Source organism: Enterococcus sp. AAFC-DPL-5146, from assembly GCF_058216635.1.
The window spans coordinates 503,542-522,755 of the sequence record NZ_CM177103.1 but is presented as its reverse complement, the minus strand read 5'-3'; the positions used below and the strand labels follow the sequence as shown (position 1 = coordinate 522,755).

22 protein-coding genes are annotated in these 19,214 nt (G+C 35.9%); 6 read left to right on the top strand and 16 right to left on the bottom strand.

Annotated elements, in window-relative coordinates; translation table 11 throughout:
- The first annotated feature begins 52 nt into the window (after nt 1-52).
- A complete protein-coding gene (locus AC4BB2_RS02340; RefSeq protein WP_490473845.1) occupies nt 53-301 on the top strand; it encodes a hypothetical protein in 249 nt (82 codons plus the stop codon).
- Nucleotides 302-363: 62 nt separating this feature from the next.
- Here the strand turns inward: AC4BB2_RS02340 and AC4BB2_RS02335 are convergent, their stop codons facing one another.
- On the bottom strand, nt 364-2,586 hold the full coding sequence (locus tag AC4BB2_RS02335) for an ATP-binding cassette domain-containing protein (RefSeq protein ID WP_490473844.1): 2,223 nt from the start codon (nt 2,584-2,586) through the stop codon (nt 364-366).
- A gap of 857 nt (nt 2,587-3,443) precedes the next feature.
- On the opposite strand from AC4BB2_RS02335, the gene AC4BB2_RS02330 reads away from it, so the two are divergent.
- Nucleotides 3,444-4,178: a MerR family DNA-binding transcriptional regulator gene (locus AC4BB2_RS02330; RefSeq protein WP_490473843.1), complete on the top strand. Its 735-nt coding sequence runs from the start codon at nt 3,444-3,446 to the stop codon at nt 4,176-4,178.
- 310 nt (nt 4,179-4,488) lie between these two features.
- Here AC4BB2_RS02330 and AC4BB2_RS02325 read toward each other — a convergent pair whose 3' ends face one another.
- The 8 genes from AC4BB2_RS02325 to AC4BB2_RS02290 form a co-directional block, all read right to left on the bottom strand.
- Nucleotides 4,489-4,806 carry a hypothetical protein gene (locus AC4BB2_RS02325; RefSeq protein WP_490473842.1) on the bottom strand — a complete coding sequence of 106 codons (318 nt, stop codon included), beginning with the start codon at nt 4,804-4,806 and terminating at the stop codon, nt 4,489-4,491.
- Nucleotides 4,787-5,059 (bottom strand): hypothetical protein, encoded by a 273-nt coding sequence (locus tag AC4BB2_RS02320; RefSeq protein ID WP_490473841.1) that lies wholly within the window; start codon nt 5,057-5,059, stop codon nt 4,787-4,789. Before AC4BB2_RS02320 ends, AC4BB2_RS02325 begins: the two co-directional genes overlap by 20 nt.
- A 111-nt stretch (nt 5,060-5,170) precedes the next feature.
- The gene (locus tag AC4BB2_RS02315; protein ID WP_490473840.1) at nt 5,171-5,455 is read right to left on the bottom strand and encodes a hypothetical protein; all 285 of its coding nucleotides are present in this window, start codon (nt 5,453-5,455) and stop codon (nt 5,171-5,173) included.
- Between the two features lie 19 nt (nt 5,456-5,474).
- On the bottom strand, nt 5,475-5,783 hold the full coding sequence (locus AC4BB2_RS02310; protein WP_490473839.1) for a hypothetical protein: 309 nt from the start codon (nt 5,781-5,783) through the stop codon (nt 5,475-5,477).
- Between the two features lie 21 nt (nt 5,784-5,804).
- Nucleotides 5,805-7,061, bottom strand: a complete 1,257-nt coding sequence (locus AC4BB2_RS02305; RefSeq protein WP_490473838.1) for an alpha/beta hydrolase family protein — start codon at nt 7,059-7,061, stop codon at nt 5,805-5,807.
- Nucleotides 7,048-7,467, bottom strand: coding sequence for a hypothetical protein (locus tag AC4BB2_RS02300; RefSeq protein ID WP_490473837.1), 420 nt, complete (start codon nt 7,465-7,467; stop codon nt 7,048-7,050). The genes AC4BB2_RS02305 and AC4BB2_RS02300 overlap by 14 nt, the downstream gene beginning before the upstream one ends.
- A gap of 660 nt (nt 7,468-8,127) precedes the next feature.
- Nucleotides 8,128-8,517 (bottom strand): hypothetical protein, encoded by a 390-nt coding sequence (locus AC4BB2_RS02295; protein ID WP_490473836.1) that lies wholly within the window; start codon nt 8,515-8,517, stop codon nt 8,128-8,130.
- Nucleotides 8,518-8,717: 200 nt separating this feature from the next.
- A complete protein-coding gene (locus tag AC4BB2_RS02290) occupies nt 8,718-9,248 on the bottom strand; it encodes a DNA-3-methyladenine glycosylase I (RefSeq protein WP_490473835.1) in 531 nt (176 codons plus the stop codon).
- A 156-nt stretch (nt 9,249-9,404) separates the two neighbouring features.
- Between AC4BB2_RS02290 and AC4BB2_RS02285 the strand changes: the two genes are divergently transcribed.
- Together AC4BB2_RS02285 and AC4BB2_RS02280 are read left to right on the top strand one after the other, a co-directional pair.
- The gene (locus AC4BB2_RS02285; RefSeq protein ID WP_490473834.1) at nt 9,405-9,806 is read left to right on the top strand and encodes a hypothetical protein; all 402 of its coding nucleotides are present in this window, start codon (nt 9,405-9,407) and stop codon (nt 9,804-9,806) included.
- A gap of 3 nt (nt 9,807-9,809) precedes the next feature.
- Nucleotides 9,810-10,010 (top strand): helix-turn-helix transcriptional regulator, encoded by a 201-nt coding sequence (locus AC4BB2_RS02280; protein WP_034860008.1) that lies wholly within the window; start codon nt 9,810-9,812, stop codon nt 10,008-10,010.
- 93 nt (nt 10,011-10,103) lie between these two features.
- Here the strand turns inward: AC4BB2_RS02280 and AC4BB2_RS02275 are convergent, their stop codons facing one another.
- Genes AC4BB2_RS02275 through AC4BB2_RS02255 form a run of 5 tightly spaced genes read right to left on the bottom strand, consistent with a single transcriptional unit; the run spans nt 10,104 to nt 15,596 of the window.
- Nucleotides 10,104-11,036 carry a transketolase family protein gene (locus AC4BB2_RS02275; protein ID WP_490473833.1) on the bottom strand — a complete coding sequence of 311 codons (933 nt, stop codon included), beginning with the start codon at nt 11,034-11,036 and terminating at the stop codon, nt 10,104-10,106.
- On the bottom strand, nt 11,036-11,866 hold the full coding sequence (locus AC4BB2_RS02270) for a transketolase (protein WP_490473832.1): 831 nt from the start codon (nt 11,864-11,866) through the stop codon (nt 11,036-11,038). Before AC4BB2_RS02270 ends, AC4BB2_RS02275 begins: the two co-directional genes overlap by 1 nt.
- The gene (gene ulaA / locus AC4BB2_RS02265; RefSeq protein ID WP_490473831.1) at nt 11,866-13,233 is read right to left on the bottom strand and encodes a PTS ascorbate transporter subunit IIC; all 1,368 of its coding nucleotides are present in this window, start codon (nt 13,231-13,233) and stop codon (nt 11,866-11,868) included. The genes AC4BB2_RS02270 and ulaA overlap by 1 nt, the downstream gene beginning before the upstream one ends.
- A 33-nt stretch (nt 13,234-13,266) precedes the next feature.
- Nucleotides 13,267-13,551 (bottom strand): PTS sugar transporter subunit IIB, encoded by a 285-nt coding sequence (locus AC4BB2_RS02260; RefSeq protein WP_490474658.1) that lies wholly within the window; start codon nt 13,549-13,551, stop codon nt 13,267-13,269.
- The gene (locus AC4BB2_RS02255) at nt 13,545-15,596 is read right to left on the bottom strand and encodes a BglG family transcription antiterminator (RefSeq protein WP_490473830.1); all 2,052 of its coding nucleotides are present in this window, start codon (nt 15,594-15,596) and stop codon (nt 13,545-13,547) included. The genes AC4BB2_RS02260 and AC4BB2_RS02255 overlap by 7 nt, the downstream gene beginning before the upstream one ends.
- A gap of 271 nt (nt 15,597-15,867) precedes the next feature.
- On the opposite strand from AC4BB2_RS02255, the gene AC4BB2_RS02250 reads away from it, so the two are divergent.
- Nucleotides 15,868-16,467 (top strand): LemA family protein, encoded by a 600-nt coding sequence (locus tag AC4BB2_RS02250; RefSeq protein WP_490473829.1) that lies wholly within the window; start codon nt 15,868-15,870, stop codon nt 16,465-16,467.
- A gap of 6 nt (nt 16,468-16,473) precedes the next feature.
- A complete protein-coding gene (locus AC4BB2_RS02245) occupies nt 16,474-17,283 on the top strand; it encodes a TPM domain-containing protein (protein WP_490473828.1) in 810 nt (269 codons plus the stop codon).
- A gap of 51 nt (nt 17,284-17,334) precedes the next feature.
- Here AC4BB2_RS02245 and AC4BB2_RS02240 read toward each other — a convergent pair whose 3' ends face one another.
- Complete coding sequence (locus AC4BB2_RS02240; protein WP_490473827.1) at nt 17,335-18,093, bottom strand: ABC transporter permease; 759 nt, start codon at nt 18,091-18,093, stop codon at nt 17,335-17,337.
- A complete protein-coding gene (locus tag AC4BB2_RS02235) occupies nt 18,090-18,674 on the bottom strand; it encodes an ABC transporter ATP-binding protein (protein WP_490474657.1) in 585 nt (194 codons plus the stop codon). The genes AC4BB2_RS02240 and AC4BB2_RS02235 overlap by 4 nt, the downstream gene beginning before the upstream one ends.
- Nucleotides 18,675-19,214 lie beyond the last annotated feature (540 nt).

The window sequence follows — 19,214 nt, the reverse complement described above, 5'->3', positions numbered from 1 at the left end:
TTTACCTATCTAGTTGGGATTTTAATCAAATTTAGACTAGGAGAATGTTGACATGAGAAAATCACAGGAATCAAAAACAATCACTTATCAAAATATCTTGGATGTAAAAACTTATTTGTATGAATTGAAAGAGTGGCATGAGACCTTACATTTTATGACTCACTTTCTTGAAGGTAAAGTAAGAAGAAATCCGCAAGAAATGAAAGCTTGTGCTGAAATGTTTGAAGTCGTTTATCAAAATTTTGATACTTTAATAACCGAAACAGATGAATATTTGAATAAATTTACAAACAGAAAATAACGAATGATTTATAGAAATAGAAAAAGTCGAAGAGATATTTCTCTCCGACTTTTTAATTATCGCTAAATAAACTGTCCTGTAATCGAATGACTATTTTTTATTTCTTCTGGCTTTCCTTCAAAAACAATTTCCCCACCTTGATTACCCCCATCAGGGCCAATATCAACGATCCAATCCCCCTGCTTGATCAAATCAACATGATGCTCGATCACAATAACTGTATTGCCTTGATCTACCAAATGATTCATGATTTCCGTCAAGTGTTCGATATCCGATAAATGAAGTCCCGTTGATGGTTCATCTAAAACATAAATACTGCCTTTTTTGTAAAACTCACTGGCTAATTTCATCCGCTGACATTCCCCGCCAGATAAGGTATTCATCGGTTGTCCTAAGGTTAAATAGCTCAAACCAACTTGTTCCATTGCTTGTATTTTTTTCAAAATTGCTGGCTCTTTGAAGAATGCCAATGCCTCTTCAACTGTCAATGCTAATACTTCTGTGATGTTTTTTCCTTGGAACTGATAATCTAACACTTCTTGTTTATAGCGTTTGCCATGGCACACATCACATTCGCTTTTTATCGCTTCCATAAACGCTAAATTTGTCTCGATGAATCCTTGCCCTTTACAATTTTCACAGCCACCTTTGGAATTATAGCTAAATAATGAAGGCGAAACATCGTTGGCTTTTCCAAATAGCTTTCTGATGTTGTCCATGATCCCAATATACGTTGCTGGATTTGAACGTGAATTTGTTTGAGCAGCAGCTTGATCGATCACAATCGTTTCAGGAAATTCTGATAAGAAAGATTCTTTGACCAAAGTACTTTTCCCTGATCCTGCCACACCTGTAATCATTGTTAAGGTCTTTTTAGGGATACGTAAAGCTGTCTTTTTTAAGTTATGCTTACTTGAAAGACGCCCTTGATAAAAATCGACTGCTGGTCTAACCTGTTTTTTCAACTCTGTTTGATTTTTCAAGCAGTTTCCTGTTAGCGTGTCTGACTCGAGTAAGTCCTTATACGTTCCTTCAAACATAATATTTCCACCATGTTTTCCTGCCTGAGGACCAACTTCAATCACATGGTCGGCAATTTTAATCACATCTGGATCATGTTCGATCACAATCACAGTATTGCCTTTATCTCTTAGTTTGAACAACAATTCATTTAGACGGTGAACATCTCTAGGATGCAGTCCGATGCTTGGTTCATCAAATATGTAAATCAAATCCACCAGACTATTATTTAAATGCTTGACCATCTTGACCCGTTGAGACTCACCGCCAGATAATGTTGCGGTTTCTCGATCTAAACTTAAATAGCCTAACCCAATTTCAACTAAGTGACTGATTTTTTCTTTCAGATTTTTAATGATCGGCGTAGCATTTGGGATTTTGATCGTTTCTAAGACATCCAGCATTTTAGTCAATTCGATAGAAGTAAAATCTGCAATTGAATAGTCACCGACTGTTACAGCTAACGAAGCTTGTGACAAACGTTTTCCTTGGCAAAGCGGACAAGTTGCTTCATGGGTATATTCATTAATCAGTTTCTGGGTTCTTGGTGATATTTCGCCTTCTTTTTGCAAATAGAGGCGATTGAACTTTGCAAATAACCCTTCATATGTGAAATTAACATCCTCGATTTTAACTTTAATATCTTTTCCATAAAGCAGTGTATCCAATTCTTGCTCTGTATACTCTGAAATTTTCTTATCGTTGTCAAATAAGCCTGAATCTAAATAGCCTTTCATATGCCATTCTGTATTTTTAAACGCAGAAAACTGGATCGCTCCACTGTTTAAAGACTGTGAAGGATCTAGAAATTTATCTTCATTGATTCTCAGTGTTCGCCCAATTCCTTGACACTCTGGACACATGCCAGCTTGATCATTAAAGGAAAAATAATTGGCTGTTCCAATACTAGGCTTCCCAAATCTTGAAAAAAGCACGCGCAGCAAAGGATTGATATCTGTGATCGTTCCTAATGTTGAACGAGAATTGCCACCTAAACGCTTTTGATTAATAACCACTGAAGTCGATAAATTTTCAATACTGTCCACATCTGGGTGCTGATATTTCGGTAGAAAATTTTGTATGAACGCACTAAAGGTTTCATTTAATTGTCGTTGCGATTCATTGGCGATCGTTTCAAATACAATCGAGGATTTTCCTGAACCCGAAACACCTGTAAAAACAGTTATTTTTCGTTTCGGTATTTTTACTGAGACATTTTTTAAATTATTTTCTCGTGCCCCATTGATTGTTACATATTCTGTCATAAAAATCCTCCTTAAAATAAAAGCGGAACAAATCGGTTAATCCTGTAGAAAATTAGGAAATTGGCATTGAAATGCCCTTCATTTCACTGACAATTTATCTATTTTCCTAAGGATTGATTTGTGCAGCTAGATAACAGTTAAAAGCATAACAGGCTCATCCAGATCTGACTGGAAAATAGGAAAAATCGACTGAGGCGCTTTTCGTCTCATTCTATTTTTATCTTTTTCCCGAAAGGTTAGCCTGTGCAGCTAGATACCAATTAAAAGCAGAACAGGCTCGTTCAACCTTGACTGGAAAATAGGAAAAATCGACTGAGGTGCTTTTCGTCTCATTCTATTTTTATCTTTTTCCCGAAAGATTAGCCTGTATAGCTAGATACCAATAAAAGCGGAACAGGCTCGTTCAACCTTGACTGGAAAATAGGAAAAATCGACTGAGGCGCTTTTCGTCTCATTCTATTTTTATCTTTTTCCCGAAAGATTAGCCTGTATAGCTAGATACCAATAAAAGCGGAACAGGCTCGTTCAACCTTGACTGGAAAATAAAAAAATCGACTGAGACGCTTTCTGTCTCATTCTATTTTTATCTTTTTCCCGAAAGGTTAGCCTGTGCAGCTAGATACCAATAAAAGCGGAACAGGCTCGTTCAACCTTGACTGGAAAATAGGAAAAATCGACTGAGGTGCTTTTCGTCTCATTCTATTTTTATCTTTTTCCCGAAAGGTTAGCCTGTGCAGCTAGATACCAACAGACTAACCCTATCGTAGCACATTTGTGCAATTTCTAAGGTTATAGATTACAAAGTTTGTTAAATAGCTTATAATAATCAAAAACATTGTTATCCGGAGGAATATCCCATGAGTATTCGACCCATTGATATTGCCAGAGAATTGAATATCAGTACCAGTTTATTACGGCATTATGAAAAAAAGCAACTCATCCCCTCACCTGAGCGAAGCAGCAGTGGTTATCGACTTTATACGGAAGAAAGTTTGCATTACTTTCGTGCGATTCGAACAACTACGCTCACTTATGGCTATCACGCTACAAATGACATCATGGCCGCTATCCAAAGCCATAACTTTACAGCTGCTTTTTGGTTATTGAATGAAGAACAAGTTAAACTAAATCAACGAAAAAATATATCTGATCAAACCTTAGCCCTCCTCCACGAAGAGGAATGGCAAGAAATCACGCTGCTACCCACTCGAGGTTGGCTGACGATCGGTGAAACAGCTGAACGTTTAGCGATTCCTGAAACTACGATTCGCCACTGGACCAAAGAACGACTCCTTGAAGTCCCACGGGATAGTGACAGTAACTATCGAATGTTTGATGAGCATGCCTTACAGCAGTTATTATTTATTCGTTTGATTCGAGCCTCTACTTGGTCATTAAATGAAGTCCGAGAAATATTGGCGCAATTTCAAGCAGATTCACCTAAGCGAATGATTGAATTAGCAGAACAATCCTTACGTGCTTTGAATGAACTTCTTAAACGTCAAATGATTGCCAACAAGTATATTTATGCGCTGATTCAATTTTTACAGCCAGATTTTTTTGAAGATTTTCCTAGCACTGATTTTTATTAAAATACAATAAGTAGCTAAGAACAAAGTAGATTATGTTACTTTGTTCCTAGCTACTGCGGTTACTCGTGTCATAAAAAGAAATCATTTCTATAAATTGAATAGCCTTTTCTGTACTTTCCAAAGGATATGTAGGATTCTAAGTAAAAAAATGAGTGGGACATAACTCTACGAGTCATATCCCACTCACATGGAATCTAGATAAATGATGAGTGCTGATGCAACTCCTTTCTGAATAAATGCTCCCGTCCCATACTCTCGAAAAGACAAGCCAAGGAGAATAGAATGTAGTCTTTCTTTTCAACTTGACTGTTCAGCTATTTTCATGTTTCCACTGTTCACAGAAAGTAGCTAAACGCTTGATATGAAGAGGAATACGTTCGGGTGAAGCTTCTAAAAAAGTCAATGCATTATTTTCTGCCGCAATCATTCGTTCGTCAACAGATGTCATGATTTTTTCCATTTCTTGTTCTAGTGTGTGAAGATTATCTGCAAAACTTAAATGTTCTGCGACAGCTTCTGGATTATTAGGAAACTGTCCTTCTAGTTCTTTTTTTAATTCTTCACGAACATATGGATAGTACTGTGCGGGATTCATTTCTACGTTTATTTTAGGTCGTTTTTCTGTCATGAGGTACCTCTTTTGGTGTTTCTGAGGAAAGGGGTGGTACTAGATGAAGGTCGGGTTTCTTTGCCGGTTGTTCCCACTTCTCTACTAATCTCTGTGTATCTTGAATGGTTTCAAGCATGCGAGCCATTATTTCACTAGTATTTTTTTCAACAGTCGCATGTATTTGTTGCTGCTTTGCTACAGCTTCCTCGCCGATTTTTCGAACAAGCTCTTTTTGTCGTTCCCTTTCACGTTCAAGTTCTTTTTCGTCCATAAAAACACCTCTTTTTTAATTTAATTGTTTAGTCAGCACCATAAAAAATTATACCAAAATCCAACAGGTTAGAAGTGTTCAACAGTCGAAAAAAAAGCAATTGTTCTAGCTCTATATTGATTGAATTTTTGAGGCCTGCTGTTTTATTGCTTCTTTTACTTTTTTTCCTGCTTGTCCTTTTAGAGAGCTGCCTAAATTACTTGATAAACTCTCTAAAGAACTTTTCAATTCATTTATGTACGTGTCAATAATTGATTTTACTTCTTGTTCTCTTGATGCGTGGTCCATGAGCGCGGCAGTCCCTACGAAAGAACGAATATTATTTTTTTGTCTCGCTTTTCTAAGCTCCTTTAATCCAGCTTCATCAAGAATTTCATCTGTGAATAGCTCTACCATGTCCTCTAAAATCCTCCTTTTAATTCTCTAAATTACGTAATTCTTTTCTATAGTTCTCTTCTAACTCTTCCATCTCGTTCATTATTTTTTTTCTTTCTTGATGAAATCGATCCTCTAACTCCAATGATTCATTTTGGAAATGATGATACGCTTCAGATAGAGCTTCACGACCATAAGGAAGTTTTCCAGCCCAATACTCAGTTTCTTTGACATAGTCGTCTATTTCTTGAACTATTTTTCTTTTGTTCCAAGCTAACTGATCTTCTTTTTCCTCATATATTCGTACTTCTTTCATATACTCTAGCTTTAATTCTTCTTCTTTATCCATTCTTAACGCATTCCTTTACAGTTAGTCTGGTTGAAATTGTTTCGCTAATTGTTGATCCACAGATAATAGTTTTTCAATACTTCCATGAATTTCTGTTTTGAGCGTATCACAGCTACTTGCGATTTCTCTGTATTCAGCAATTTTCGATTCATTTCTTTCTTTAGGTTGGTCGCAAATGATTGATTTACTGACACCTATAGATTCGAGTGCGTCCAGTACTTCTGGTTCGCTCAAATCATGACCTAATGTTATTCCTGCTTTCAAGGAGTTTTGCCAAGCTTGTTCTGCTTTTTCTGTTTTCCGACGAAGGAAGCTTTCTGCCTCTAAAAAAGTCCCATTGACCGTACTCATTTGTGCATTTAACACAAGGAGTGCTTCAACGCTGTCTAAGAAAATAGCTTCATTGGCTGATAAACCGCCACCACTTTTCTTTAACTTATTCCGCAAGAACTTCATCCATGCTTTGGTGCCACTAAGAACACCTAGTAACTGCTGTTTATCATTCTCAGCTCTTTTTTTAATTGCTTTTACATTGAACTCATTATCAGGAATTAACAATCTACCCGTTTTCTTGTCAAATTCCCACATAGCAAGACTATGGTAAGCGCCACCAAATCGATCAGCCATCTTTTTGTCTTTTTCCATATCAATAATAATGGCAAACTCTCGACCAGTAACTCGAATTCCTCCGACAGCATCGTTCCTATTTCGATAGTTATAAAACATGCCTGGATTGTCTTTTGCCCATTTTTTTCCATCTTTTGACATCATGCTTCCTGCATAAGGACCATTGAACCCTACGTTAAGCCATTTGTTTTCTGCGGCAATATAAAAAGCTAAACTTTCTCCTAAAGAATGTCCTGTCGTTGTAATTGTCGCAAAAGGATACTGATTTCTAATAGACTCTGCGAATTGCTGGGCTGTGACAGATTGAGCGTCCACCATTTCAGGTGCTCCAAACCAATCAAACGATTTCAGTTTCTCACTTCCTGCACCAACGGTTTGTATATCTGTCGCTATATCTAAATCATCAGATGCATTCGTTCCTGCGTAGGCAATTACTACTTGTGAGGTGTCTGCTTTTCCGTTAACTATTGGAGCAACGGCCATTGCTTGCATTCCGTTTTTTGTGTTATCTTCTACTTTCAGAATTTTATAATCTCTATCTAAATTCGAGTTACTTATAATTTCTCCTTCTCTTCTAGGATGTTCTACTTTACCTTTATCAACTTTATAAACCTCATCGGCTAAAACTTTATAATCCTTATCCTTTATCATTCTGCAACCTCTTATAATTAATTTTTACATCATTCAAAGTTCTGTTCGAATCTCTTTTTTTCTTTATAAACTCATTTTTTTCATCATATACTTCAGTTAAATCTTCAGTTGGTTTTTCTAAATTATAAAAAGACAATGATAAATAGTTCTCCTTATCACCATTAAAATAGACACTGAACGACCAACTTCCTGGTCCTTCAAAAAATGACACACCATCAAATGATATAGTTTTTATTCCTTCATACTCATGTACTAAATACAAAGCTAAATTTTTTTCCGTTTTTAATATTTGATCATCAAGTGTTTCTTCTGCTTTTTTATCCATATACAATTTCCCTCCAAATCCTATGCCTAATACAATTAAAATGACAAAAATAAATACTACTACTTTGTTTTTTTTAATCATTTATTTTTCTCCAATCTACAGTAGCGCCATATCTGATAAAAAGCACTTCATCTCTCTAAATTTCTTATAGTCCGCGACCAATCACAGAAAAACTATTTTGATTTGCTTCTTCCACATTGTTTGCAACTTCGTTGAATCATTTGTTGATCTGTTCTAATAGTTCAGAAAACTCACTTACTTTTGGTTTAAAAGCAGTAAATTGATCGTTCAAGCTGTTAAACTCACCCGCTTTCCAGTTACCTTGAATCTTATCTTTTTCAGATTGTATTTTTTTAGAATATCCCGAACTTTTTATAAAGCATCTTTAATTTTATCACAATAAGCTTTTTATTTTTATCAAAATATTAAAAAAAGACCTATATTTCTGATAGAAAATAAACCTCTTGACGGATAAATTTGTTATTTATAGTAAGCGCCACTAATTCGGTCAGCCATCTTTTTGTCTTTTTCCATATCAATAGAGGTGCCTGCCTTTCCGTTAACTATTGGGGCAACGGCCATTGCTTGCATTCCGTTTTTTGTGTTATCTTCTACTTTTAACACTTCATAATCTGTTGATAATTTAGGATTACTTAAAATATCTCCTTTTAACCATGGTTGATCTTATCAACCTCATAAACTTCATCTGCTAATATCTTATAATCTTGATCACTAATCATATTAACTCTCCTTTAAGATATCAATGTCGTCTAATGTTTTGTTCCTATTTTCTACTTTCTCTAACTTAAAAGTAGCAGGATTTATTCTTGTACCTATAGAATCAACATTTACTTTATCTATTTGCTCTAGAGAAAAGGTTATTAAATTATCCTGATTAACTTTAGCAGAAACATGCCAAGATTCAGTTTCTGAATTATACTTAAATTCAGAAAATTTTATTGATTTTGCACCTGAGTAATTTTGTACAACAAATAATGCTATACTTTTTTGTGCTTGTAATATTTGTTCGTCATGTGTTTTTTCTGCTTTTTTATCCATATACAATTTCCCGCCAAATCCAATAAGCACTATAGTAATAATTCCAACAATTATAGCAATTCGTTTATTCATTATTTCCTCCTTCAACAGATAGATAGTAATATTATTTTAACATAAAAGTGACCATCATCTGGCAAAACTTCCTAAATAAAGTTACTTAATTTACCAATTATCATAATCTTAAATAACTCAAGTCACCCACTCATTACAATTAATTGTCGGATAATTTTCTGCGAATTATGAGCCGCGACCGACTGGGCGTCCACAAGTTATCATAACTCTCGATTCAACACTTCATCTTGAATCATCCCACTAGCTTTCATAAACATATACGTGACCACTGGACCAACAAAAGTAAAACCATGTTTTTTCATATCCTTTGCCACATTTTTAGATAACGGCGTGACATTTGGCACTTCATACGATTCTTCATAGACATTCAAACGTGGAACACCACCAACAAAATCCCACATATACTCAGCGAAACTTCCGTATTCTTCTTGCACCGCTAAAATCGCTTGAGCATTTTGAATCGTTGCGTTGATTTTTCTTGGGTTACGAATCATTTCAGGATCTTGCATGATTTTTTCCACATCGTCCGGCATCATAGCCGCAACTTTCTGAATCTCCATATTATGAAAGTTTCTCAAAAATGCCTCTAATTTACCAGCTACTGCTTTCCAACTTAAACCAGCTTGAAACGTTCCTACAGTTAGTAAAATAAAAAGTAAACGATCATCATGTGTGGGTTTGCCCCATTGCTTGTGGTACCAGTCGAATTTTGATGGTTGGTTCTTTTTCATATTTTTCTCCTACACATAACTTTTTGCTTATCATAACATAAAAAACGAAATACGATCGTCTAACTATAACTAAAAAGATTCTATTGACTATTAAAACAACTGGTGATATATTTATAACCAAGTTATAAATATATCACCAGAAAGGATGTACTACTTATGAAAACTAAAATGAATCTAACTGGAAAAATCTATACAATCGAACTCTTGAGCGGAATGATTTTCTACAGCATAGGAATTCTATTCATTACACCTCCAACAACTCCAGAAATTACAAAATATCTAGCAATAGGTTTAATGATTCTTGTCTTGTTAATAATAATGGTCGTAACTATCCTTACTAATACAGAAAAGCTTGATGAACGTGCCTTAAATAATTTTTATAAATCCAGTAATATAACCTTTTTCTTCATTTTACTATTTTTACTAGCAGGAGGTATAGCCACTTATTTTATCCCGATGGGTCTTAAACTTTCACCCGCTATAATTTCATTTATGCTCGCTGTGATTTTAATACTTCATGGTTCAACTTTTAGATCATTAGAAATATCAGGTAAATAACTCATGGGTAAAATAGAAACGACTTTAAAACAATACAGAGAAGAAAAAGGTCTGACCCAAAGAGAACTTGCAGAAAAAGTTGGTGTTCGTCGGGAAACTATCCTTCATTTAGAAAACAATAGATACAATCCCTCCTTAGAGCTAGCGCTAGAAATAGCACGTGTATTTGATGTAACTGTTGAAACATTATTCAAATTAAAATAACGAATACCTTAAATTTACTATATTAGTAACACTAAAAAAGTCTCGTAAAATTTGCACGACTTTTTAGTGTTACTTCCTAATTTCTTTGTTCCTTCAATATACATGATCCAATAAATCCACCATCACTTTTGAAATATCAATAGCTTTTAATCCATAAACTCCCTTTAAATATTCTGATTTACCAACTTGACCGAATTGTTCTTTGACACCGATTCGTTTCATTTTCACAGGATGATTTTCAGCTACTATTTCCGCTACAGCACTACCCAATCCGCCAATAACATTATGGTTTTCTGCGGTTACAATTGGTCCTAGTTTAGCTGCTTCAATCACTATTTCTTCATTCATCGGCTTGATTCTAAACAAATCAATCACTTGAACTGAGATACCTTGTTTCTCTAAATCCTCCGCTGCCTGAAGAGCTTCTTCCACCATAATTCCGCTTGCAAAAATCGTACCTGCTGTTCCTTTTTTAAGCCTACAATACCCTTTAGAAAAATCTTCCTTACCAGTATAAAGTGACTTCGCTTGTTTGCGAATGGTTCGAATATAGAATAGTCCTTGTGCCGTATGGGCATATTCTAAAATCGCTTTAAATTGGTATGGATCTGACACTTCATAAATATGGTTTCCCGGAATGACCCGCATCAATGCAATATCTTCAAACGGCATATGTGTGCCGCCGTTCATTTCAGCAGTAACACCTGGATCAGTTCCTACAATTACCGCATGATTCTTGGCATAACCAAGAGATAGAAAGACTTGATCAAAGGAACGCCTCGTTGCAAATGGCGCAAAGGTATGGATAAACGGGACAAAACCAGTGACAGCAAGACCAGCAGCTGCTCCCATTTCTTCGGCTTCCATGATTCCCACATTAATGTAGCGCTTGCCTAGTTGTTCCTTTAACTTACTCGTCCCCATCGAGCTTGCTAGATCCGCTTCTAATGCTACAACTTTTGGATCTTTTTCTGCTAACGCTAAAATTATTTTTGTATAGACTTGTCGCATTTCTAAGTCTTTCATTATTGATTCACCTCGATCTTTTCAGCCAACACGTCAATCGCTTCTTTGATGGCTATTTTTCCTGCTTCATCTGGACGAACATGATGATTGTCCACTAATGCTTCAAAGTAAGGAACCCCTTGTCCTTTTACTGTATCTAAAACAAGCGCTGTTGGTTTACCGATCATTTGTTTCGCTTGATTCAACGCAACTTCAATTGCATCAACATCACTGCCATCCACACGCCAACTATTAAACCCAAAGGCCTGCATTTTTTCGACAAAATCAAACGGATCGCAAATATCTGTTGTATAACCATCTAATTGTTTTTTATTATCATCAATCAATACAATCAAATGATCCAACTTTTGATGAGCCGCAAACTGAAACGCCTCCCAGCATTGTCCTTCATTTAATTCCCCGTCACCAACGATTGCATAAGTATAATTACTTTTGCCTAACAACTGATTGCCTTTTGCAATCCCTGTTGCCGCTGAGATTCCTTGACCTAAAGACCCTGTTGTCATATCCACACCTGGTGTTTTAATCCGATCTGGATGAGAAGGAAGATTTGTCCCATTTTGATTTAAACTAAAAAGGAATGCTTCGTCAAAATACCCTTTTAAAAACAATGTAGCATATAGCGCAGGTCCAGCATGTCCTTTAGATAAGACAAAATAATCACGGTCTGAATCATCTTTTCTCTCTGGCGAAACATTCAAGACTTTTCCATACAAAACAGCCAACGTTTCAACAATAGATAAACTACCACCAAAATGCCCAAAACCTAAATTATCTAATTCTCTCATCGTATAATAACGAATCTGATCCGCAAATTTCTGTGTATCCATTATGCCGCCTCCTTCGTTTCAGAAGCTTTCTTCTTACCAAAAATAGTTAATCCAATCAGTAATGCCAATACCGCTAAAACGCCAACAACAACAGCAATTTGACCGCCCATATCCGCTAGCTTACCAAGGAATATCCCCGTCACACCATAATCTGTATCAGAGAACGTTGACCCTTGGAAGCCTAAATCACCCATAACTGGCATCAGTAAAATCGGCATAAAACTAATAATCACCCCATGAATAAACGAACCCACCACGGCACCTCGAACGCCACCTGTAGCATTTCCGAAAACGCCAGCCGTCGCACCACAGAAGAAATGCGGCACCACACCTGGAATAATCACGGTCGTACCTGTTGCAATCATAATAAATAAACTAACGATCCCACCAACAAAACTAGTTAAAAAGCCAATCAAAACAGCATTTGGTGCATAAGGAAAAACAATCGGACAATCTAAAGCTGGAATCGAATTTGGCACTAATTTTTCAGAAATCCCTTTAAATGCCGGTACAATTTCAGCTAAAATCAAACGAACACCCGCCAAGATCACAAACACACCTGCCGCAAACATCCCTGCTTGTTGTAACGCATAAATGATATAATTGGTTCCATTACTAAGATTTTTAGAAATAAAGTCATTCCCTGCAAACAAGGCCACGATCGTATAAACAATCCCCATTGTCAACGTAATACTAACTGTCGAATCACGCAGAAAAGATAGTCCTTTTGGAAAATTGATATCTTCCGTTGATTTCTTTTTATCCCCCACATATTTTCCGATAAAACCACTAAGCGCATAACCAAAGTTTCCAGTATGCCCCAACGCCACTGAATCATTTTTAGTAATTTGTTTGGTAAACGGCTGTGCAATCGCCGGGAAAATTGTATTTGCCAGACCTAATGCCAAACCACCAACTAAAACTAACGGCACCGCACTCATTTTCGTGACACTCATGATTACAGCAATCATACAAGCCATATAAAGCGTTGCGTGACCTGTTAAGTAAATATATTTAAATTTCGTAATGCGGGCGATCAAAATATTAAACGCCATTCCCGCTAACATAATAAGTGCTGTATACGTGCCATATTTTGTCAAAGCCAAGGCAACGATTGCTTCATTATTAGGTACCACTCCTTGCATATTAAATGCATGTTGAAACATCTCCCCAAATGGTGCGAGTGATCCTTCGATTACACCAGCACCTGCAGTTACCACTAAAAAACCAACAAAAGTTTTAATCCCACCACGGACAACATCTGAAATCGGCTTTCTCTGTAACCCTAATCCAAGAACTGCAATCAGTGCAACCAGAATTGCCGGAGTACTTGCAATATCGATTAATATGTTTAATACACCATTCATTTAACTTTCCCCACTTTCATCTTCTACTTCACGTTATAACAATCCTTCGTTTTCACAGACATCCTTCACTTTTTCACGCAATTCATCCATATCAATGATGCTATTTAAAACCACCACATTCCCTAAATGCTGTGCACTATCCGCCAAGTCTCCTGCAACAAAAAAGACATCTGCTAAATCCGGCGTTGCACTCCCCATGTCATAATGAGACACTTCCACACCAGTTACCCCAAACTCGTTCAACACACTATTGATATTCATTTCCACCATAAAACTAGACCCTAATCCAGATCCGCAAACCGCTGCTATTTTCATAATGATTCTCCTTCCTTTAATAACTCAATAATTGTTTCTTTGTCTTTTGCTGCTAATAGTTTTTCTAAATTCTCTTTGTTGGATAAAATTTTCGTTAAACTAGCCAACGCTTTTAAATGCATTTCATTATCTACAGCTGCCAAACAGATAAAAATAGTGATTTCATGTTTGGGATCATCTAAAAGTAAAACAGGTTCTTCTACTTTCAGCAGCGACATGCCTAGTTCTTTGACCCCATCTTCTGGTCTGGCATGAGGTAAAGCAATTCCTTTTCCGATATGGATAAAAGCACCATAGTCTTTGACCTTTTGGATCATGGCTTCAATATAAGCATCAGTGATTCTCCCTTCTTCTCTAAGCGGTTCAGCGGCGTAAGTAATTGCCTCTTGCCACTTAAGCTTTTTATCTGTTAATCGGATCATGTCATAGGTCAATAACTCTGATAGCATTGGCTTCTCATCTTCTTTCTCTTTTAATTTTTTGATCATTTTTCGATTTAAAATACGATAAATCTTCTCTTTTGTAACGTCTTTTTTTAATTCGATATAAGGTAATAATGTCTCAATAATTTCATCTATAGAAGGGACAACAATCCCAGGAATTAGCAGATCTTCTTGCACACAGCGCATCAAATTATTCTTCTCCAGTTGTGTCATAATGGGATTAACAAGATACGTTTTCTTTTGTGCATTTAACGGCACACTAGAAAAAATTACATCATATTCAGATGCTGAAATACTTTCTAATTGATTGACTGTCGTAGTTAAACTAAAATCAATCGTTGGAAATAATTCTTTTAACTCCGACTGCATGATTAAAGATGAACTGATTCCACTAGGACATAAAACTAATGCTTTGTATCGAATCACACGGTTTAATGCTCTTTGATTACCAATCTCTCCACCAAATAAAATCGTAAAATAACCGATTTCTTCATCAGGAATTGATTTACCCACCAATATTTCTAAAGGGTGCAATGCCGTTTTTGTTAACGTGAATATTTCACCATATTGTTCTTTGATTTCTTCGATGAGTACATTAGATAGAAAAAAATTATACTTAATCCTAAAAAAAGCAGGTACTAAATGATAAAAAAGATCTAACAATAACTTCCGATACGCTCTAAATTCAATCGCTGCCAATCTTTCCATTTCATGAATAATTTGACTGGCACATTCCAGCAAAAATTCCAACGCTGTATCTCTTATTTCTCCTTGAATGATTGTCATAAAAACCAAGGTGAAATATAACTGCTCATCTTTCAAATTCATAACCATTGGAAATTTCTCCAAAAACAACTGACTTGCTTGAAAGGCATTCAACTCTACCAAGACAATTTCCCTTTGTCTATCAACCGTCAAAGAATGTCCTTTTGTCCGATACAACATGTATGCCATAAAATAAACAGTTTCTTCAATCCTACTTGGAACGATTACTAACTCACTTGCTTTGATCGCTTCAAAAAAGGAGTAACGAACATCGGCTTCAACTGTTTTGGAATAATTCATCAACCCTTTTTTTAGTCCCCATTTCCCTGAAATTGATTGCATCATTTTAGCAATCATTTGATGTGCTTGAAGGCGAATCTGCTCCTCATTACCAAATAAGTAAAAGCCTTTTTTTCGGGAATACTCTAACTTTATTTGTCTCTGTGATAAATCTTGACGTAATTTTTTTATATCCGCCAAAATCGTATTCTTACTCACTTGAAGAAAATCTTGATAAAAATAGACGGATAAATCTTCCTCTGCAATCAAAGTCAAAAGATACAGCAACGCTTGCCTTTCTGGTTCTGAATAATAGATTTCCGTTTCCTGCTTACCAAGCTGAATTTCCAGCCATTTATCCGCTAATTGTTTTGAAAAATAAATTTTATCTTTTTCCCAATAAATCTGTTCATAGGAAAATTCCATTAAACATTCGTTAATCTTTCCTAACTGATCGATAATCTCTTCTGGGGTCAATCCTGTGATTTCATTGATTTCTTGAATGGAGTAACCCACTCCGTGCGGCCTGTTAATAAGATAACTCATTCGGTAATCAATCATTTTGTTCCTCCTGTATTCACTATATAATGTAAGCGCTGTAAAAAAAAGAAACGTTGGGTCTAATTTCATTTTACCTTTTTAAAATGATTGGACTTAACTATTAACCTCCCCATTAAGTCTCTTTCTTTCTCTTATCTCACAAAGTTCATTATAATTAAGTCATCAAAAATAGGGCTTAAGATGGATGCCGAAACATTTCATAAGCATTACAATATTGTTACATTCAGTTTAAGAAACTCATTAAGCTTTTACATTTTAGGAGGAGAAATTTATGAAAAACAACACAACAAAAGTTGGTTTGATTGCTTTGATCGTCATTGTTTTATTAGGCGTATTCGGAGTCAGTCAATACAACGGATTAGCAAAGAAAGAACAATCTGTCGAGTCACAATGGAGTCAAGTGGAAAATGTGATGCAGCGTAGAGCCGATCTCGTTCCTAACTTAGTCAACAGTGTTAAAGGCAGTATGCAACAGGAACAAAAAGTCTTTGGTGACATTGCCAAAGCTCGTGAAGCATACGGTTCTGCCAATAATGATTCAGAAAAAATCAAAGCTAGCCAAGAATTAGATCAATCAGTCGGTACGTTGATTAACGTCATCAACGAAAATTATCCAGACCTGAAATCAAACGATAATGTACAAACATTGATGACACAATTAGAAGGTACTGAAAACCGCATTTCTGTTGAACGTAAACGTTACAATGATGTTGTAAGAGAATACAATGAACAAGTGGTTTCATTCCCTAAAAATATTTTTGCAAATATGATGGGCTTAGGTAAAAAGGACTACTTTAAAGCTGATCCAACAGCCAGTACTGTCCCTTCTGTGAATTTTGACAATTCAACTAGTTCATCTGGCGGGAAGTGATAAAAGATGAAAATTTTTAGACGAGGGTTATTAGCTAGTAGTTTATTTTTCCTTGTCGCCTTTTTCGTCAGCTTCCACACAACCGTATTTGCTGATGCGTTACCAACAGCGCCAGATCATTTTTATTTAGATCAACCAGGCATTCTTGATGAAACGACTAAACAGTTAGTTGATAAAAAAGGGGAAATATATAAAGGGAAATCAGAAGCTCCACAAGTTGTTTTAGGTGTAATTGATTCAACCGATGGTGACAGTATCGACAGTTATGCTCCCGATCTTTTTAAGAAATGGAAAATCGGAAATCCAAAAGAAAATAATGGTATTTTGATTCTTTACGCAGTAAATGACGGTGAACGAAATGTCCGGATCGAAGTTGGTTACGGTTTGGAAGATGTCATTACTGATAGTATTGCAGGGAATATTTTGCAACAAGCCAAAGATGACTTGAAATCAAGTAATGAAGAGGCAATTAATAAAGGACTGCAATATACATTTAATGCAGTAACCACCTTGATTGATAAACATTATGACTATCCGACAGATAAGAACGCATTGTCAGATGACGAATTAGAAGATGTTTCATCTGGTGGGAGTTCAGGTGGTGAAGATATTTTTGGCATCTTCGTTGTGATTTTTGTTATTCTTCCTTTTATACTATTTAGAGGCGGCGGTCGTGGTGGTCGCGGCAGCGGTCCTTGGTATTGGGGAGGCAGCGGTTTTGGCGGTGGCTCTTCAAGCGGTGGCGGAAGTTTTGGTGGAGGCGGCGGCTTCTCTGGCGGAGGTGGCTCTTCTGGAGGCGGAGGCGCTAGTATTTAAAAAAACGATTGGATTTTTCTCTAGAAGAGAAGTCCAATCGTTTTTACTTGTTTATATAACCAATTGTTTCCGCTCATTATAATAACTCTTATAAGCAAGATATGTCGCAATCACTGAGCCAATGCTTGTGGCAGACAATAACATGAATGTCACCATAATTTGATATTTGATCGCATGTACTGGATCAACCCCTGCAAAAATCAACCCTGACATCATTCCAGGTAAACTTACAATACCTACTGTTTTAGCAGAATCAATTGTTGGCGCCATCCCTGTTCGGATACTTGCTCGAACAATTGACCGTGAAGCCAACTTGATATCAGCACCTAGTGCCAATTTTTCAAGAACAGCCTGTCTTTGGTCATGAAATAAACTATCCATGTTTCGATAACACAATCCAATCGCCACCATGGAATTACTGGCGATCATCCCGCTGATGGGAATAATTTGCGAAGGAATAAACCGAATTGCACCAGAAAGAACTAATACACCAATCGTCACCCCTGTACTGCAAGCAATCGCAACAAAAGAAATCCAAAAACCATTTTGCAAATGATTACTACGTTTTTTAGCATTTAACGCCGCATTAACGACGATGATTGCAGCCATTACCACGGTCAATATTTTATTATCGACTTGAAAAATATACTTAAGTAAATAACCGACTATAATCAATTGAACAATGGCACGACATACGCTGATAATAATATCTTTAGTAAATCCTAATTTTTCTTTATAACTAATTCCCAATGCAACAATAACAAGCATTCCAGCAAATAATAGCGAAAGATCGTTCACTGATAAGTTCATTTTTCTTCCTCCAATCGGCCTGCTACAATCGTTTTAACCATTGTTGACTGAGCAATTTCTTGTGCATCATGAGTCACACGAATCAACGTGACATTTTTATCTTGATTCAATTGCAACAGCCATTGATTGACTATTTGCTTACTTTCTTCATCTAAACCAGCTGTCACTTCGTCTAAAAGTAATACTTTTGGTAAAAAAATTACATTGCGGATCAATGCCACACGCTGTTTTTCTCCACCGGATAACTCAATGATTTTTTTATCTAGATAACTCTCAGGTAATTTTACTTCTTTTAATAATTCTAGTACATAATTTTCTTGAAATTCCTTCTTACGTACTTCATATGGGAACATAAAATTATCGCGAACTGTTTCACCAAATAAGGCTGGTTGTTGGAAACAATAGGATACTTGCATGCGGTAATTTTCCGGTGCTAATTGTGTAATATCTTGGTTATTAAAAAGAATTTTGCCTTTTGTTGGTGTTAGTAAAGAAGCTAACAACTTAAGTAATGTACTTTTCCCACTACCTGAAGGTCCGGTAATTGTGGTATGACTGCCTTTTTCAAAAGATATTGTCATATCAGTTATGATTGATTGTTTTTCATGTTTGAAAGAAATGGATTCTGTTTTTAACAAGGTTTCCTCAGTCCTTTAGCTATTTTTTTGGAAAGTATTTTTTAGCGTTTAATATACAAATAAATCAAAACTGGAAGAGATATTGATACCAAAAGAATACTGCTAATAACAAATAATATCTTCTAAAAATATTAAGTTCGTTTGTTTTCATTTTTAGATTCTTCCTTTAAATTTATGTAACTTAGAAAAGGTAATAGTAGAATAAAGATAACTGAAAATGTTTCAATCATACTATTTATCCTGTACTGATTCTTTCTTTTTCTATTGTTTTTGGGAAGTTATTTCCAGAAAAAGTTTTTTCCTTTCAGGTATTTCAAATTAACCATTTGCCATTTAGACATCAATACCACTTAAAGATAAAATTTTTATCCTCAATTGATTCAGTACCTGTATCTTTTACAAACTCTAGGATATTGTCTAACTTCATTGCTTGATTCATCATTTTCTCCTTCACTTTTTATCCTTTTTTATAACCAAAAAAAG

Bases quoted from the DNA above. Each gene is read 5' to 3' on its own strand.
- AC4BB2_RS02300 (WP_490473837.1), bottom strand. From the start codon at position 7,467: ATGATTAAAAAAAACAAAGTAGTAGTATTTATTTTTGTCATTTTAATT.
- AC4BB2_RS02325 (WP_490473842.1), bottom strand. From the start codon at position 4,806: ATGACAGAAAAACGACCTAAAATAAACGTAGAAATGAATCCCGCACAG.
- AC4BB2_RS02250 (WP_490473829.1), top strand. From the start codon at position 15,868: ATGAAAAACAACACAACAAAAGTTGGTTTGATTGCTTTGATCGTCATT.
- AC4BB2_RS02340 (WP_490473845.1), top strand. From the start codon at position 53: ATGAGAAAATCACAGGAATCAAAAACAATCACTTATCAAAATATCTTG.
- AC4BB2_RS02255 (WP_490473830.1), bottom strand. From the start codon at position 15,596: ATGATTGATTACCGAATGAGTTATCTTATTAACAGGCCGCACGGAGTG.
- AC4BB2_RS02315 (WP_490473840.1), bottom strand. From the start codon at position 5,455: ATGGTAGAGCTATTCACAGATGAAATTCTTGATGAAGCTGGATTAAAG.
- AC4BB2_RS02320 (WP_490473841.1), bottom strand. From the start codon at position 5,059: ATGGACGAAAAAGAACTTGAACGTGAAAGGGAACGACAAAAAGAGCTT.
- AC4BB2_RS02245 (WP_490473828.1), top strand. From the start codon at position 16,474: ATGAAAATTTTTAGACGAGGGTTATTAGCTAGTAGTTTATTTTTCCTT.
- AC4BB2_RS02295 (WP_490473836.1), bottom strand. From the start codon at position 8,517: ATGAATAAACGAATTGCTATAATTGTTGGAATTATTACTATAGTGCTT.
- AC4BB2_RS02270 (WP_490473832.1), bottom strand. From the start codon at position 11,866: ATGGATACACAGAAATTTGCGGATCAGATTCGTTATTATACGATGAGA.
- AC4BB2_RS02240 (WP_490473827.1), bottom strand. From the start codon at position 18,093: ATGAACTTATCAGTGAACGATCTTTCGCTATTATTTGCTGGAATGCTT.
- AC4BB2_RS02275 (WP_490473833.1), bottom strand. From the start codon at position 11,036: ATGAAAGACTTAGAAATGCGACAAGTCTATACAAAAATAATTTTAGCG.
- ulaA (WP_490473831.1), bottom strand. From the start codon at position 13,233: ATGAATGGTGTATTAAACATATTAATCGATATTGCAAGTACTCCGGCA.
- AC4BB2_RS02285 (WP_490473834.1), top strand. From the start codon at position 9,405: ATGAAAACTAAAATGAATCTAACTGGAAAAATCTATACAATCGAACTC.
- AC4BB2_RS02305 (WP_490473838.1), bottom strand. From the start codon at position 7,061: ATGATAAAGGATAAGGATTATAAAGTTTTAGCCGATGAGGTTTATAAA.
- AC4BB2_RS02280 (WP_034860008.1), top strand. From the start codon at position 9,810: ATGGGTAAAATAGAAACGACTTTAAAACAATACAGAGAAGAAAAAGGT.
- AC4BB2_RS02290 (WP_490473835.1), bottom strand. From the start codon at position 9,248: ATGAAAAAGAACCAACCATCAAAATTCGACTGGTACCACAAGCAATGG.
- AC4BB2_RS02335 (WP_490473844.1), bottom strand. From the start codon at position 2,586: ATGACAGAATATGTAACAATCAATGGGGCACGAGAAAATAATTTAAAA.
- AC4BB2_RS02310 (WP_490473839.1), bottom strand. From the start codon at position 5,783: ATGGATAAAGAAGAAGAATTAAAGCTAGAGTATATGAAAGAAGTACGA.
- AC4BB2_RS02235 (WP_490474657.1), bottom strand. From the start codon at position 18,674: ATGACAATATCTTTTGAAAAAGGCAGTCATACCACAATTACCGGACCT.
- AC4BB2_RS02330 (WP_490473843.1), top strand. From the start codon at position 3,444: ATGAGTATTCGACCCATTGATATTGCCAGAGAATTGAATATCAGTACC.